Raw genomic sequence first — 12,956 nt, 5'->3', positions numbered from 1 at the left:
GGATCAATCGTATTTCGGTTCTAAGCAGCTACGCGGCGACGATGATCCTCGGTTTGCCCACCGACACCGGCAATGTCCTCGCCAAGTGCACCGAACCTGCCGCCGCGTAGAGGGCGTCACAATGCCCGAGACCTCGCCGGGAGAAGCGCCAACCGTCCCCAGAAGTGAGTTTCGTGGTCTGGCTGACATGGGCGTTGAGGAGTGGGTCGTTGCTGTGCACCAGTCGCCGAGCCGTCACCTGCTCAGCGAATCCCTGGCAGACCGACGGGACGTCACCGGCCTTCAGCTCGACAGTCTTGCTCAGGCCACGCAAGTCGGCAGCTAGGGCAGCAGCCGGTCCACCCGGGAACCACCCGAGGACTCGGGGGTCGATGCGCGTCAGGAGGTCGGGCAGTGCGGCCCGTGCTTGGTCGGGGGAGTCCCAGGCGCCGACCGGCTCGACTCGCACGCGCCCGTCCTGGCGTTGACCGGCAGCGACGAGCGAGACGTGTTTGAGGTCGGAGGAGACGTCGAGGCAGAGCGTGATGCGATCGCGTAAGGCGTCCATAGTGCCGAGTGAGTCGGCGCACGCCTGCCAGGCGTTGAGGTCAATCGCTGTCTCGATGGACTCGACGCGCTGGCACAGGTGCTCGGTCCTGAACCTGCCGGGGGTCAGTGTGGCGAGTGCGGAGGCGAGAGTGCGGTCCTCGATGGTGTGCCCGAGTCCCGGGTTTGCTTGCGCCCATGCGCGTGGGTCGTCGAGTTCGCAGTTGTCGGGCGCGGACCACTCGAACAACCCCAACGTCTCGTCGGCTCCAGCGAGTGCGGAGTCCCGCAGACCGTTGAGGACAATCGATCGCTCCTCACCGGCGTTCGAGATAGCGACGATGAGTCCGTCGGGTCGGGCCGTGGTCGTCGCTGAGAGGGCGGCCCACGCGGCGTCGTCGCGGTGCTCACGGAGCTCGTCAAGGATCAGGAGGTCGACCGACAGGCCGCGTCCGGCTCGACCGTTAGCCGGGGCGATCTTGTAGCGCGCCCCGTTGGTCAACGTAAACGCGAGATCGCCGGTTGAGAGCCGGACGGCATTCTTACCCCTCAATGCCGTGAGCGCCGGGTGGTGCTCGGTGAGGTCGATGGTGCCCTGCCACGACTCTCGGGCGGTCACGAGGTCTTGTGCGACACCAAGGACGAGCTGTGCTCGGCCGGAGACCATCGCCCACAAGGCGACCAGCTTCAACAGGTGGGTCTTTCCGTTCTGTCGCGAGACGAGCGTGAGGATGCGGCGGAAGCGGAGGCGTCCGTCCGGGCGGAGTTCGAGGGCGTGGATCAGCCACCACCGCTGCCAGGGCATGAGCTCGACTCGGCAGAACCTCTCGGAGAAGGCGATGACCTCGAAGCCCAAGCTCGTGTCGGGTGTCAGGTGGTGCAGCGGCGGCGTTGCTAGCCGAGGTGTCTCACTGCCCAGCAGCGCGGTCAAAGAACGCTCCGAGTTCGTCCCAGGCGGAATCCGGTGCCGGCCGGTCCCGGCGTGCCCGAGGCGTGGCCTCGAGGGCGTGTAAGGCGGACAGGATCCGGCTGCCGTACTTGTCGAGAAATCCACCTGCGTCGACCTCGTCGGCATATCGCACGAGAAGGCCACGAAGCGCAGCATCACGAGGGTCACGCGGAATCGCGTCGAGGGTTTCGCGGACAGCTTCGGCCAGCGATGTGGGATCGGGTGGAGTTGCCATTGATCAATTATCGATCAGTTTTCCACAATGCCCGGAGAGAAAAAGGGACAGGGCGGTGTCTAGGCGGGGTCCATGTCAAGGGAAAAACCCGGGCCCGATAGGGGAATGGTGGATGACGCCAAATTGCCCGTTGTTACCAGCGCGTGCGCGGCGTAACGGCCGGGTCGCCGTACTTCTCTTGGGCCGGGTCACCGAACGAAAAGTTGCACGCGCCACATGCGGCGATGAGATGCCTGGGATCGTCGCCCACAACGCTGCGCGATTGCGTGTGGTGGACGGTATCTGCCACATTGGTGCATTTGCTGCTGGTCCTCAACCGGCACTTGTGATCGTCGCGAGTGAGGACCATGGCGCGGACCTTTCGCCACGCGCTGGTCGAGCCACCCTGCCAGGCGCTACTCACGTCGCAGCCGCTCGCCGATGAAGATGACCAGGTCGTGGCTCGCAGCCCACGCGCCGACCCCCAGCCCGGCCATTACCATCGCGACGATCATCCTGGCGCCTCCTCGGCCCACGCGGTCGAGTGCTGGAAGCCGCAGCTCCGGCACCCGGCGTATGTCTCGACCGTGCGTCGGAGATAGCCATCAGCCAGCTCGCGCCACTCGCCGGCAGGAATCAGTACACCCAGCAGCGGCGCAACCTCCATCGTCCAGAAGACGTCCACGCACCAAGGCCCATCGCGCAGTGCCTCGGTCCGAGCGCGCCCCACCACGAGGCGCTCCAGCGCCCGCAGATCCGGTCGTGCCATGGCGAAGTCGTCCCAGTTCACGATGTCGCAGACCATCACGACCAAGCACCCCCTTTAAGTACACCTGCATGACTGTCGCGTACACCTCTTAGGCGGAGTGACAAAGGTGCCAAGGGACCTTTGGTCGTTTCCCATCTTTGTCTTTGTCGGAACGACCTAAGACCCCTTGTCACCCCTGTCACGACCGCTCGAACCGGACACCAACCCAGACACTCTGGCGACCCGTCAACGGCTCCTTGTTGAAGGCCAGTGGTCCGGACCTGCGCGTGATGGCGTCGAGCTTCGTCGTGCGCGCCTTCGAGACTGAGTGCTCGGCGACGGTCGGATGCGTGGCGAACCTGGCCGAGAAGGTCTGGTCAGACCAGCTGTGTGCTCCGCGCTGCAGCAGCCAGTCGTTGAACTGCGCCAAGAGGTCTGTGGTCGTGACCATCGCGTCGGAGTCGAACTCGATGCACTCCTCGACGAAGGCGAAGACCATGTCGGCTTCGCCTCGCCACTTCCTGGTGTCTGTGAACACCTGTACCGGTGGTGTCGGGATGCGCCGGTCTGCGGAGTACCACCTCACCGCGCCCTCGACGATCCAGGCGAGGACGGCCTCGTGCTGGCCTTGTAGGCCGTCGCGGAGACGGTCGCGGAGGTGCGGGTCACCCCTCCGTTCCTCGTCCTTCTGGGGCGTCGTGACGTAGGTGTACGGGAACCTGACCATCGCGAGCCGACGCCACGTCCCATGGTCAACCTCGTCGATCCGGGGCGCGTAGTTCGTCGTCAGGAAGAGCGAGTGCGTGGCGTCCCAGGTCACGTTGTCCCGGGCGATCGCCCTCGCCGTGATCGTGGGCGTGCCCAACAGGTCCTTCAAGCGTTTGACGTTGAGGTGGCGAGCTTCCGGCGTCTCCTCGATCAGGGCGAACCGCACCCCGCGCAAGGTCATCATCTCGGTCGGGTGGTCGTTGTGGTTTCCCAAAAGCACTCGGTCAGGCACCTTGCGAGCATGCGTGCCAAGCACGCGCTCGATGGCCGATATGACGGTGGTCTTGCCGTTCTCGCCGCCGCCCTGTAGCACCGGCAGGATGTCATCGGAGGTCATGTAGCCGGTAGACGCTTGACCAATCCGGATCTGCATCCACTCGGCCACCCCGGTCGGCATGCTCCCCAACGCAGTCGTCCAGTCGCAATGCGACTCGCCAGAGATGTAGTCACACGACGCAATCTTCGTTAACAAGAGAGACGGGTCGTGCGGCTGTAGCTGTCCCGTGCGGAGGTCAACCACCCCATTCCGGACGTTTAACAGGTCGGGATGGGCGTCGAACGCCGATGTCTCTTCCTGGACGATCCCGCGCGAGAGCGACGCGATTGCTGCGATGCGATTGCGTCCGAGTAGAGCTTTCAAGCGCATCTGGCGCTCCGCATCGGCACCAGTGCTGGATTCGATGTAGCGCCAATCGATCACGGCGCGGCGAATTCGTTCGATGACGGTCGCCTCCGATGTCTCGGTCCAGACGCCGTGCTCGTATCTCAACCAGCCGACTCCGCTGGTCCAGCAGTACCGGTCGCGCAGCGCGTCTTCGGCGATGATCTGCGCCGCTACGGCATCAGTAGTGGCTTCGTGTCGGGCCCGCATCAGGTTGATCATGTCCTGGGGTCGGTGGGGTTTGACGGCCGCGAGGATCGTTGGTGTGCCCTCGGACTGAGGGTGGCTATCAAATGCTGCGATATTATTGTCTTGCATTACTTCATCTCCATAAATTGGGTGCTAACAAAGAAGGGCCACCGGCTTCATTCCTCCTCCGGGGCCGGTGGCTCTTTAGTCATGCGCCTCGAACAGCGCATCCAGGTCTTCCTTGAGGATGCGGATCTGTCCGCGAAGCATCGTTGACTTAAGTTCATCCGCGGCTATCATCTTGCGGATCGTGCTGGGACTGAGACGCAGGTACTCCGCCGCCTCGGGTACGTTCATTACAATTGGGGTAATCAAGGGATCTCCAGTGTGAATGAAGAGACGCCAAACAGCGGTTAGCCGTTCAGCGTCTTTGATGTCGTCGTGCTAAGTTTCGGCGTTAACTATATTCCATCATTACTTTCAATGGTCTCCAGTTGTTTGTGAATACGCCTGAGAGGTGTCCGACAAATGCACGACAACCCCGGGCAGCGAGAAAGCACTTCGCTGGCCGAGGTGGTCGCCTACTGTTCTTCCGGCCAACGAGCGCCGACCTCGATGCCGACGCTGATGCCCATGGACTCCAGCTCGCCCTTGATCAAAGCGAGGTCGGAGATGAGGCTGACGATGAGGTCTTGCTCGGTCGTGGCGTGTGTGGTCATTGGACCTTCTCTGCGTGGTTGTGGATGGGACGGAGGGCAGGGCCGAAACGCTCGTAGGGTGCCGACCCCGCCTCCGGGGTTCGGTCTGCTCATCGGCTCCCCACTGGGTCCGTACCCTGAGCCGTTAACCCGCGCACGAGCCCGCGCAGATCGCCTAGAGCAGATCGCCGGCAATAGGCGGCATGGCCCGTCCGGCGTCCACCCGATCAGCGTCGCCCGCGCTCAGGGCGGGGTATGACATCGAGCTTGGCTTTCTAGGCGGTGTTGTTCCGCTTCTGCCTCCGACCGCTCCCTCCCTGTCGGAACTTCATCGCGGCCGGTTACAAGAATCATCGATCGACTCGCCCGCACATTTGGACCTACTTCTAGGACCTTGAGTGCCGGAATCGCCCGGTGCGAGTGGGTTCGACCACGCTGAAAAAAATTCGCAAATTGATTTGAAAACGGTTCTCACTGGGCGTCGGGCAGGTAATCCACCAGCACGCAGGCCGCGCCGTTTCCGAATGTGGGCGTGGACCTGGTCCAGCTCATACGTAGGGAGCAGCTCGGCGGTGTCGTCACGCTTGCACCGTTGGCCGCACGACAGGCCGCACGACGGGCCACGCACGGTCGGCACGCACCATCCCTCGAAGTTGAGTGCCACGCCGAGGGCGATGTCCTCTTCTACGACCAGGGCAAGATCCGGGAGGATCATCACCTACATCCGTAACGAGACCCGACCGAGCGGTTCAAGCGCCTGCTGCGCCTGACGTTGTCGCAGGTCAGAGCAGGTTTTTCGTCTTGCGGACGCGAATGAACGCACGCATCCGGTTCTACTTCGAGGATGCCCGCGCCAAGTCCGATGGTCAGTGTTTCCGCAGGTCAGAGGCCTGTGGCCTGCCAGTTGTCCACAGTCGCTGGGGATAACTCAGGGGACAAGTGCAGTGTCTTGTCGGCGAAGTCGGGGACGATGGTCTTGACAGGTAAGGAACCTGTCGCCATCACGAGAGCAGGCCACCATGATCGAGGCTTTGGGCGGAGCACCACCGGTGATGCTCGGCGTCGCCCTGATCCTGTGGGTCCTGTCGCGGTGCGTTCCCGCATGGGGCGACGTCTACATACGCGTCAGGACGTTTCACGACTCACGAGCGGGGAATCTCCACCTGGTCGCCAACGACGGGCACCAGCACGAGACGATCACCGAAAACCTCGACGCGCCGGAGGACCCGCCCGAGCAGGGTGTTCCACTCGCCGGGTGAGACGTCGCCGACCTCCAGGCGCGAGAACTCATCAATGTTGATGGGCGCGCTGAGCCTGACCTCCTCGCGTGCGTCACGCAGCGCGGTCTCGATCTTCGTCCGCTCGTCCAGGGCGTTCGCCTGTGCTCCCCGGTAACCCTCCGTGTCCAGAGTGCCGTCCGCGTATCCCTCCGCGAGCCGCACTAGACGCGCCTGGACCCCGGCTAGACGTTCCTCTAAATCACTAACGACGTTCGCCTCGTCCCCGCCTGTCACGTCCCTCTCAGGGAAGTCCTCGATGTGCGCGCCGAGCCATAGCGCGACCCGGTGTTCCAGCACCTGACGCTTGATCCACACGCCCGTGCAGGACCGTGAGTTGTGGTAGCCGGAGCAGAGCGCCTGCGACTTCCCCTCCTTCAGCGTCGTGACGATCATGCGGTTGCCACACAGGCCGCAGATCGCGAGCCCCGCCAAGTGCCACCGCGCGATTCGACGCTTAGGCGCGACGGTCTTCCGCTTGCCCCTCACGTCGAGGTACGCCTGCCACTCGTCCCTACTGATCACTCCGTCGTGGGCGCCTTCGATCCACGACGTCTCGCGTCCCGTTGTTCTCGTGTCCTGAACGAGCAGGCCGGCGCCGAAACCCGACTCCAACAGACGGCGCAACGTCTGCACGGTCCACGCGTTCCCGCGCTGCGTCGTGTGCCCCGCATCGTTGAGCCAGCCGCACAGGACCTGTAACCCCGCGCCTCCGATGTAGCGGATGTACATCTCGTGCAAGATCGGTCCGGTGATGGGGTCGGGGGAGTAGTGGCCGTCCTCGCGCTTGGCGTATCCGTACCTCGGCTGTCCGTTCTTGGGTAGGCCGCGCTCGGCTCGATGGTTGAGCGCCTCCTTCCACTGCTCGCTCTTGAGGTCCGACTCGAACGCAGCGAACGAGAGGAACTGCTCGCGAGCGAACCGGCCACCCGCCGTGGTCGGGTCTATCGGCTCGGTCGCCGACTCGACCGTCCCGAGCATGTCGATCAGCTGCGCCTGGTCCAGCCGCTTACGTGACAGGCGCGACCACCGATAGACAACTACGACGTCAGCCCTGGACTCGACGACGCGGTGGAACTCCGGTCGCTTGCGCCAGTCGCGGAATCCTGAGACACCCTCTTCGACCACTTCCTCGATGACCTCATAACCCTGACGCTGGCAGTGGGCGAGGCAGGCAGCGCGTTGCAGGTCGATAGAGATCGAATCGTCCTTCGCCTTGGACTGGCGTAAGTAAAGGATGGCGGTGCTCATAACGCTTAACGTATCGCCTACGTTCGTCGACGCGATGCTTCCTCAAGGGCACCGCCTCCACGTCGTCCTGGAGGGGATCAGTCGCGGGTTCTCGGCCGTCAACATCCGCAAGTTCGTGGTGAGGGCTCGACGCCTGCACGACCTGGTCGAGCTCGGCAGCCTCACCCCAGCGGCGGCCGACTTCCTCGACGCCTCGATCCGGGCCGGACTCAACGTGCTGGTGGCTGGCGGGACGCAGGCAGGCAAGACCACGTTCCTCAACTGCCTGGCGTCCTCGATCCCAGGTGGGGACCGGGTCATCTCGGCAGAAGAGGTCTTCGAGCTCCAGTTCAACCACCCGGACTGGGTGCCGATGCAGACCCGACAAGCAGGGCTCGAGGGAACCGGCTCTGTGCAGCTGCGAGAGCTGGTCAAGGAGGCCCTTCGTATGCGGCCCAGCCGGATCATCGTCGGCGAGGTGCGAGCCGAGGAGTGTCTCGACCTGCTGCTGGCCCTGAATGCCGGACTGCCCGGGATGTGCACCTTGCACGCCAACAGTGCGCGCGAGGCGCTGGTGAAGATGTGCACGCTTCCGCTGCTCGCGGGGGAGAACATCTCGGCGAGGTTCGTGGTGCCGACGGTGGCCAGCTCGGTCGACCTGGTGGTGCACCTGGGCATCGACGCCCAGGGCGTTCGCCGAGTCAACGAGATCGTCTCGGTGCCGGGACGTGTCGAGAACGACATCATCGAGGTGGAGCCCATCTTCGAGCGCGGCGGCGGCGAGCTGCGTCGCGGTGCCGGAGTGCCGTCGCGGCTCGAGCGCTTCGAACGCGTCGGCATCGACCTGCACGCGCTCCTCAACGGCGGGCGCTGATGGGCGCCCTCGTCGGTCTGGCCCTCGGGGTGGGTCTGCTGTTGATCTGGTCGGCCTTCGCCGTACCGCGGTCGCCGCGCGCGCCGAAGCCCGGTGGCGGACGGGGACGACAGCTGCTCGCCCGAGCCGGCCTCGGCGACGTGTCGGTGACGAGCCTGGTGGCACTGTGCGTCGTCTTCGGCGCCGTCACGTTCGTCGTGATCCAGGCGGTCTCGCGGACAGTGCCGATCGCAGTCGTGTTTGCCCTGATGGCCGGGTATGCGCCAGTCGCGATCGTCAAGCAACGGGCCGCGAGACGCCAACGCGAGTTCGCCGAGGTGTGGCCGGACGCCGTCGACAACCTGGCCAGCGCCGTACGCGCCGGACTGTCCCTGCCCGACGCTCTCGCCGCCCTCGGCACCAACGGACCCGAGGCACTGCGGGACTCGTTCGAGGCATTCGCCCTCGACTACCAGGTCACCGGCCGGTTCCACGAGTCGCTCGATCGGCTCAAGGACCGTCTCGCCGACCCGGTCGGCGACCGCGTCGTGGAGGGACTCCGCATCGCTCGCGAGGTGGGCGGCGGCGAGCTGGGACGCCTGCTGCGCAACCTCTCCGGCTATCTCCGCGACGAGGCACGCACACGCTCGGAGATGGAGTCGCGGCAGGCGTGGACGGTCAACGGGGCCCGGCTCGCGGTGGCAGCGCCGTGGGCGGTCCTGCTGCTCATGTCGTTCCAGACCGGCTCCATCACCGCCTATTCGTCCGGCCCCGGCGTCCTGGTCCTGGCGGTGGGTGGGGCCGTCTGCCTGATCGCCTACCGGTTGATGATGCGCATCGGTCGGCTGCCGGTCGAGAGGCGCATCCTGGCATGAGCGCGACCTTGTGGGGACTGGTCCTCGGGGCGACGTTCGCCGCCGGGGTGCTGCTCGTCGCTGCTCGGGTGTCGACCATCCGGCGCCCCCAGCTGGCCTTGCGCGTGCTGCCCTACGTGCGCGACCTGCCCCAGGTCGGTCGCACGCCCGCCCTCAAGGCGAGCTCGTCGTCGCCCACCGCCGCCGCGGCCGGGGTCTTCGGACCGTTCCTGCGGTCGGCCGCCGACATGGTCGAGAGGGCGCTGGGCGGAGCGACGTCGGTGCAGCGCCGACTCCAGCGCGCCGCCCTCGCCAAGACCGTCCACGAGTTCCGCATCGAGCAGGTCCTGTGGGGACTTGCAGGCTTCGCCGTGGTTGCTGCGCTCAGCCTGGTGCGCGCCCTGACCCACGACGTCAGTCCCGTCGGGGCACTGCTCCTGTGCTGCTTCGGCTTCGTCGCGGGTGTGCTGGCGCGCGACAACCGCTTGAGCACCCAGGCGAACAACCGTGAACGGCAGATCGTCGCCGAGTTCCCGACCGTCGCTGAGCTCCTCGCGCTGGCGGTCGCGGCGGGTGAGAGCCCGGTCGCTGCGCTCGACCGTGTCGTACGGCGAAGTGGTGGCGAGCTCTCGGCCGACCTGGGCCGGGTACTGGCCCGGATCCGCACCGGCACCCCGGTCTCAGCCGGGTTCGACGCGCTGGCGGCCGGCACCGGGCTGCCCCTGGTCGCGCGCTTCGCGAGCGGGATCTCGGTCGCGATCGAACGAGGGACCCCCCTGGCCGACGTGCTCCACGCCCAGGCTGCAGACGTCCGCGAGGCCGGCCGGCGCGAGCTGATCGAGACCGCCGCCCGCAAGGAGGTCTTCATGATGGCTCCGGTCGTCTTCCTGGTGCTGCCGGTGACCGTCCTCTTCGCGTTCTTCCCTGGTGCCATCGGCCTGAGCCTGGTGGTGCCGTGAACGTCCGTGCCGCTGCAAGCAACGACCTACCGACCGACCGAACGGGGATCCCGATGAAAGACCCAGCCGCTTCCCAACTCCTGACGCTCTACCTCGCGGTCGCTGCGCGACGTCGCCGCGACGAACGCGGAGACGTGCCTGGCTGGGTGATGGTCACGGTCATGACCGTGGGCCTGGCCATCGTGATCTTCACGTTCGCCGAGGAGCCCCTCAAGGCACTGCTCTCCCGCGCGTTCGCGTCGGTGGAGTGACCGCGAGCGCCCAGTGGCGTCACGGGTCCGAGCGGGGCAGCGCAGTCGTCGACTTCGTGATGATCCTGGTGGTGCTGCTGCCGATGTTCGCGGCGCTGCTCCAGCTCTCCCTCGTGCTGCACGTGCGAAACACGCTCTCCTCGGCCGCGGCCGAGGGGGCGCGGCGAGCCGCGGTCATGGGGGCCTCACCGGCAGACGGGCACGCCAAGGCGAGTGAGCAGATCGCGGGCACGCTGAACGAGAGGTTCGCCCGCGACATCGTCGTCCGCGAGGTCGCCATCGCTGGCGCCCCGGCCTACGAGGTCGTCATCCACGCCGAGGTGCCGGCGCTCGGCCTCGGTGGCCCCGCGATCGCGCTCTCAGCCAGCGGCAACGCGATCATCGAGGGTGCGCCGTGAGCCACCCCTCCCGGGCCGGAGCGTCGGGAGAATCCGGCAGCGCCCTCGTCGAGTTCTGCTGGGTCGGGCTGATCCTCTTCATCCCGATCACCTGGATCGTGCTCTCGGTCTTCGAGGTCCAGCGCGGTGCGTTCGCCCTCAATGGTGCTGCTCGCGCGGCCGCCCGGGCCTATGCGCTCGCGCCCGACGACAGCGTCGGTGCAGCGCGAGCCCAGGCTGTCGTCGAGCAGACCCTGCTCGACCAAGGGGTCATGGGACAGTCCGGGAAGGTGTCGATCAGCTGCGAGCCGTTCCCCGACAACTGCCACACGGGCACATCGGTCATCACCCTGCGGGTGGAGTCGGGCGTCACGATCCCGTTCCTGCCAGAGGTGCTCGCCCAGGGGCGGCGCTCGTTCCGCCTGACGGCGACCCACACCGTGCCGATCGGGCAGTTCGTCGCCATACCTGAGGCGGGGGAGGGCGGGCCGTGAGCCGGCGCGACGAGTGCGGATCGACCATCCCGCTGATCCTCGGGCTCGCGACGGTGCTCCTGATGGGGGTCGCCGTGGTCATCAACGCCTCCAGCGCCTATCTCCAGCGCCAGAGCCTCAACACCCTCGCCGACGGTGCCGCCCTGCGCAGCGCCGACCTCGGTGCCGCCGGCGTGTATGCCGACGCCGGGCTCGATCAGGAGCGGTTGCTGCAGGAGCCCGGAGCCGTCAAGAAGGTGGTCGTCGCCTACCTCGCGTCCGTCGGTGCCCACCGCACCTATCCCGGGCTCGAGGTCGACGCGCGGGTCAACACCCTCGACCGTTCCGTCACTGTCACCCTCAGCGCGCCTGTCGACCTGCCGCTGCACCTGCCCGGGAGTCCCATGAAGCCCGTCGTGGCCGCCAGCAGCACGGCCGCGGTCACCGTCGTGACGCCCTGATCTCCTCAGACCGACAACCAAGTCCGCGGTTGGCGCATCTCCACAGACAAGTGTGCTCCCCTCTTCCCAGTCCGGGAGCGCACGCGTCGGGTTGGACCCCCGACGCACCGACCGCCCGGAGCCACACCAGCTGGCTCCGGGCGGTTGAGGTGAATCGACGCCCCGCGGCACCGGGCCGTAGTGTTGCCCCTTGTGGCAGCCACCGACTTCGACCAAGAGATCAAGCAGCTCAAGGCGACCATGAGCACCATCGGCCAGGTCCTCGACCTGGATGAGATGCGTCGCGAGATCGCCGACCTCAGCGAGCAGGTCGCCGCCCCCGATCTGTGGGACGACCAGGACAACGCCACCCGCGTCACCGGCCGCCTGTCGATGCTCCAGGGCGAGCTCGACAAGTTCACCGGACTCGACGACCGCATCGAGGACCTGGGACTGATGGTCGAGATGGCGACGGAGGAGGGCGACGCGGACACGCTCGCCGAGTCGGAGAAGGAGCTCACCCGGATCAAGAAGAGCGTCGAGTCGCTCGAGATCCGCACGCTCCTCAACGGCGAGTACGACGCCCGCGAAGCCTTGGTCAGCATCCGTTCGGGGGCCGGTGGCGTCGACGCGGCCGACTTCGCCGAGACCCTGATGCGGATGTACATCCGCTGGGCCGAGCAGCACAACTATCCGGTCGAGGTCTTCGAGACCTCGTATGCCGAAGAGGCCGGCCTGAAGTCGGCAACCTTCGCGATCCACGCGCCCTACGCCTACGGCACCCTGTCCGTCGAGGCCGGCACCCACCGCCTGGTGCGGATCAGCCCCTTCGACAACCAGGGGCGCCGCCAGACGTCGTTCGCCGCCGTCGAGGTCGTGCCCGTGCTCGAGCAGACCGACGAGATCGAGATCAACGACGAGGACATCAAGGTCGACGTCTACCGCTCCGGTGGTCCGGGTGGTCAGTCGGTCAACACCACCGACTCCGCCGTGCGGCTCACGCACATCCCCACCGGCACCGTGGTGCAGTGCCAGAACGAGAAGAGCCAGCTGCAGAACAAGGCCTCGGCCATGGTCGTGCTCAAGGCGAAGCTGCTCGCGCTCAAGAAGGCCGAGGAGAAGGCTCACCTCGACGGGATGCGCGGCGACGTACAAGCATCGTGGGGCGACCAGATGCGCAACTACGTCCTCAACCCCTACCAGATCGTCAAGGACCTGCGGACCTCCTACGAGTCCGGCAACCCGCAGGCGGTCTTCGACGGCGACCTCGACGGCTTCCTCGAGGCCGGCATCCGCTGGCGGCGGGGCAGTGACAAGGCCGAGGCCGACGCCTGACCGCACGTCCAGGCCGAGTCGGCGTGGAGTGCAGGCCGAGTGGGCGCTGAGTACAAGCCGAGTCGGCGTGAAATGCAGGCCGAGTCGGCGTGGAGTCATGGGCGGGTGTTGTGCGCCGACTGGGCGGGTGTTGTGCGCCGACTGGTCGGTTGGTG

Annotated in this window: 14 protein-coding genes; 8 read left to right on the top strand and 6 right to left on the bottom strand. The window is 66.2% G+C overall.

Annotated features, from left to right (window positions below; genetic code table 11):
• Positions 1–28: 28 nt before the first annotated feature.
• The 6 genes from G7071_RS00310 to G7071_RS00285 all read right to left on the bottom strand — a co-directional run bounded on the left by G7071_RS00310 (position 29) and on the right by G7071_RS00285 (position 7,280).
• A complete protein-coding gene (locus G7071_RS00310; protein ID WP_206062856.1) occupies positions 29–1,642 on the bottom strand; it encodes a hypothetical protein in 1,614 nt (537 codons plus the stop codon).
• A gap of 557 nt (positions 1,643–2,199) precedes the next feature.
• The gene (locus tag G7071_RS00305; RefSeq protein WP_166313625.1) at positions 2,200–2,457 is read right to left on the bottom strand and encodes a hypothetical protein; all 258 of its coding nucleotides are present in this window, start codon (positions 2,455–2,457) and stop codon (positions 2,200–2,202) included.
• A gap of 178 nt (positions 2,458–2,635) precedes the next feature.
• The gene (locus G7071_RS00300; RefSeq protein WP_166313623.1) at positions 2,636–4,087 is read right to left on the bottom strand and encodes a DNA primase family protein; all 1,452 of its coding nucleotides are present in this window, start codon (positions 4,085–4,087) and stop codon (positions 2,636–2,638) included.
• 171 nt (positions 4,088–4,258) lie between these two features.
• On the bottom strand, positions 4,259–4,411 hold the full coding sequence (locus tag G7071_RS00295) for a helix-turn-helix domain-containing protein (protein WP_166313621.1): 153 nt from the start codon (positions 4,409–4,411) through the stop codon (positions 4,259–4,261).
• 224 nt (positions 4,412–4,635) lie between these two features.
• The gene (locus tag G7071_RS00290) at positions 4,636–4,773 is read right to left on the bottom strand and encodes a hypothetical protein (protein WP_166313619.1); all 138 of its coding nucleotides are present in this window, start codon (positions 4,771–4,773) and stop codon (positions 4,636–4,638) included.
• 1,121 nt (positions 4,774–5,894) lie between these two features.
• The gene (locus G7071_RS00285; protein WP_166313617.1) at positions 5,895–7,280 is read right to left on the bottom strand and encodes a recombinase family protein; all 1,386 of its coding nucleotides are present in this window, start codon (positions 7,278–7,280) and stop codon (positions 5,895–5,897) included.
• 34 nt (positions 7,281–7,314) lie between these two features.
• On the opposite strand from G7071_RS00285, the gene G7071_RS00280 reads away from it, so the two are divergent.
• The 8 genes from G7071_RS00280 (at position 7,315) to prfB (ending at position 12,801) form a co-directional block, all read left to right on the top strand.
• The gene (locus G7071_RS00280) at positions 7,315–8,133 is read left to right on the top strand and encodes a TadA family conjugal transfer-associated ATPase (RefSeq protein WP_246210247.1); all 819 of its coding nucleotides are present in this window, start codon (positions 7,315–7,317) and stop codon (positions 8,131–8,133) included.
• On the top strand, positions 8,133–8,987 hold the full coding sequence (locus tag G7071_RS00275; protein ID WP_166313615.1) for a type II secretion system F family protein: 855 nt from the start codon (positions 8,133–8,135) through the stop codon (positions 8,985–8,987). The genes G7071_RS00280 and G7071_RS00275 overlap by 1 nt, the downstream gene beginning before the upstream one ends.
• Positions 8,984–9,925 (top strand): type II secretion system F family protein, encoded by a 942-nt coding sequence (locus G7071_RS00270; RefSeq protein ID WP_166313613.1) that lies wholly within the window; start codon positions 8,984–8,986, stop codon positions 9,923–9,925. The genes G7071_RS00275 and G7071_RS00270 overlap by 4 nt, the downstream gene beginning before the upstream one ends.
• 53 nt (positions 9,926–9,978) lie before the next feature.
• Complete coding sequence (locus G7071_RS00265; protein WP_166313611.1) at positions 9,979–10,176, top strand: hypothetical protein; 198 nt, start codon at positions 9,979–9,981, stop codon at positions 10,174–10,176.
• Entirely contained in the window at positions 10,173–10,574 is a 402-nt protein-coding gene (locus tag G7071_RS00260; protein ID WP_246210241.1) for a TadE/TadG family type IV pilus assembly protein, read from the top strand. The genes G7071_RS00265 and G7071_RS00260 overlap by 4 nt, the downstream gene beginning before the upstream one ends.
• Positions 10,571–11,047, top strand: coding sequence for a hypothetical protein (locus G7071_RS00255; protein ID WP_166313609.1), 477 nt, complete (start codon positions 10,571–10,573; stop codon positions 11,045–11,047). Before G7071_RS00260 ends, G7071_RS00255 begins: the two co-directional genes overlap by 4 nt.
• A complete protein-coding gene (locus G7071_RS00250) occupies positions 11,044–11,487 on the top strand; it encodes a pilus assembly protein TadG-related protein (protein ID WP_246210234.1) in 444 nt (147 codons plus the stop codon). The genes G7071_RS00255 and G7071_RS00250 overlap by 4 nt, the downstream gene beginning before the upstream one ends.
• Before the next feature lie 192 nt (positions 11,488–11,679).
• Positions 11,680–12,801: a peptide chain release factor 2 gene (prfB, locus tag G7071_RS00245; RefSeq protein WP_166313607.1), complete on the top strand. Its 1,122-nt coding sequence runs from the start codon at positions 11,680–11,682 to the stop codon at positions 12,799–12,801.
• Positions 12,802–12,956: the final 155 nt, after the last annotated feature.

Source organism: Nocardioides piscis (assembly GCF_011300215.1).
GTDB lineage: Bacteria > Actinomycetota > Actinomycetes > Propionibacteriales > Nocardioidaceae > Nocardioides > Nocardioides piscis.
This window is presented reverse-complemented; position numbering and strand designations above follow the sequence as displayed.

What these genes read in the sequence shown, in the direction of transcription:
- G7071_RS00285 (WP_166313617.1), bottom strand. Translation starts at nt 7,280, where the DNA reads ATGAGCACCGCCATCCTTTACTTACGCCAGTCCAAGGCGAAGGACGAT.
- G7071_RS00275 (WP_166313615.1), top strand. Translation starts at nt 8,133, where the DNA reads ATGGGCGCCCTCGTCGGTCTGGCCCTCGGGGTGGGTCTGCTGTTGATC.
- G7071_RS00290 (WP_166313619.1), bottom strand. Translation starts at nt 4,773, where the DNA reads ATGACCACACACGCCACGACCGAGCAAGACCTCATCGTCAGCCTCATC.
- G7071_RS00295 (WP_166313621.1), bottom strand. Translation starts at nt 4,411, where the DNA reads ATGAACGTACCCGAGGCGGCGGAGTACCTGCGTCTCAGTCCCAGCACG.
- G7071_RS00300 (WP_166313623.1), bottom strand. Translation starts at nt 4,087, where the DNA reads ATGATCAACCTGATGCGGGCCCGACACGAAGCCACTACTGATGCCGTA.
- G7071_RS00280 (WP_246210247.1), top strand. Translation starts at nt 7,315, where the DNA reads ATGCTTCCTCAAGGGCACCGCCTCCACGTCGTCCTGGAGGGGATCAGT.
- G7071_RS00270 (WP_166313613.1), top strand. Translation starts at nt 8,984, where the DNA reads ATGAGCGCGACCTTGTGGGGACTGGTCCTCGGGGCGACGTTCGCCGCC.
- G7071_RS00265 (WP_166313611.1), top strand. Translation starts at nt 9,979, where the DNA reads ATGAAAGACCCAGCCGCTTCCCAACTCCTGACGCTCTACCTCGCGGTC.
- G7071_RS00305 (WP_166313625.1), bottom strand. Translation starts at nt 2,457, where the DNA reads ATGGCACGACCGGATCTGCGGGCGCTGGAGCGCCTCGTGGTGGGGCGC.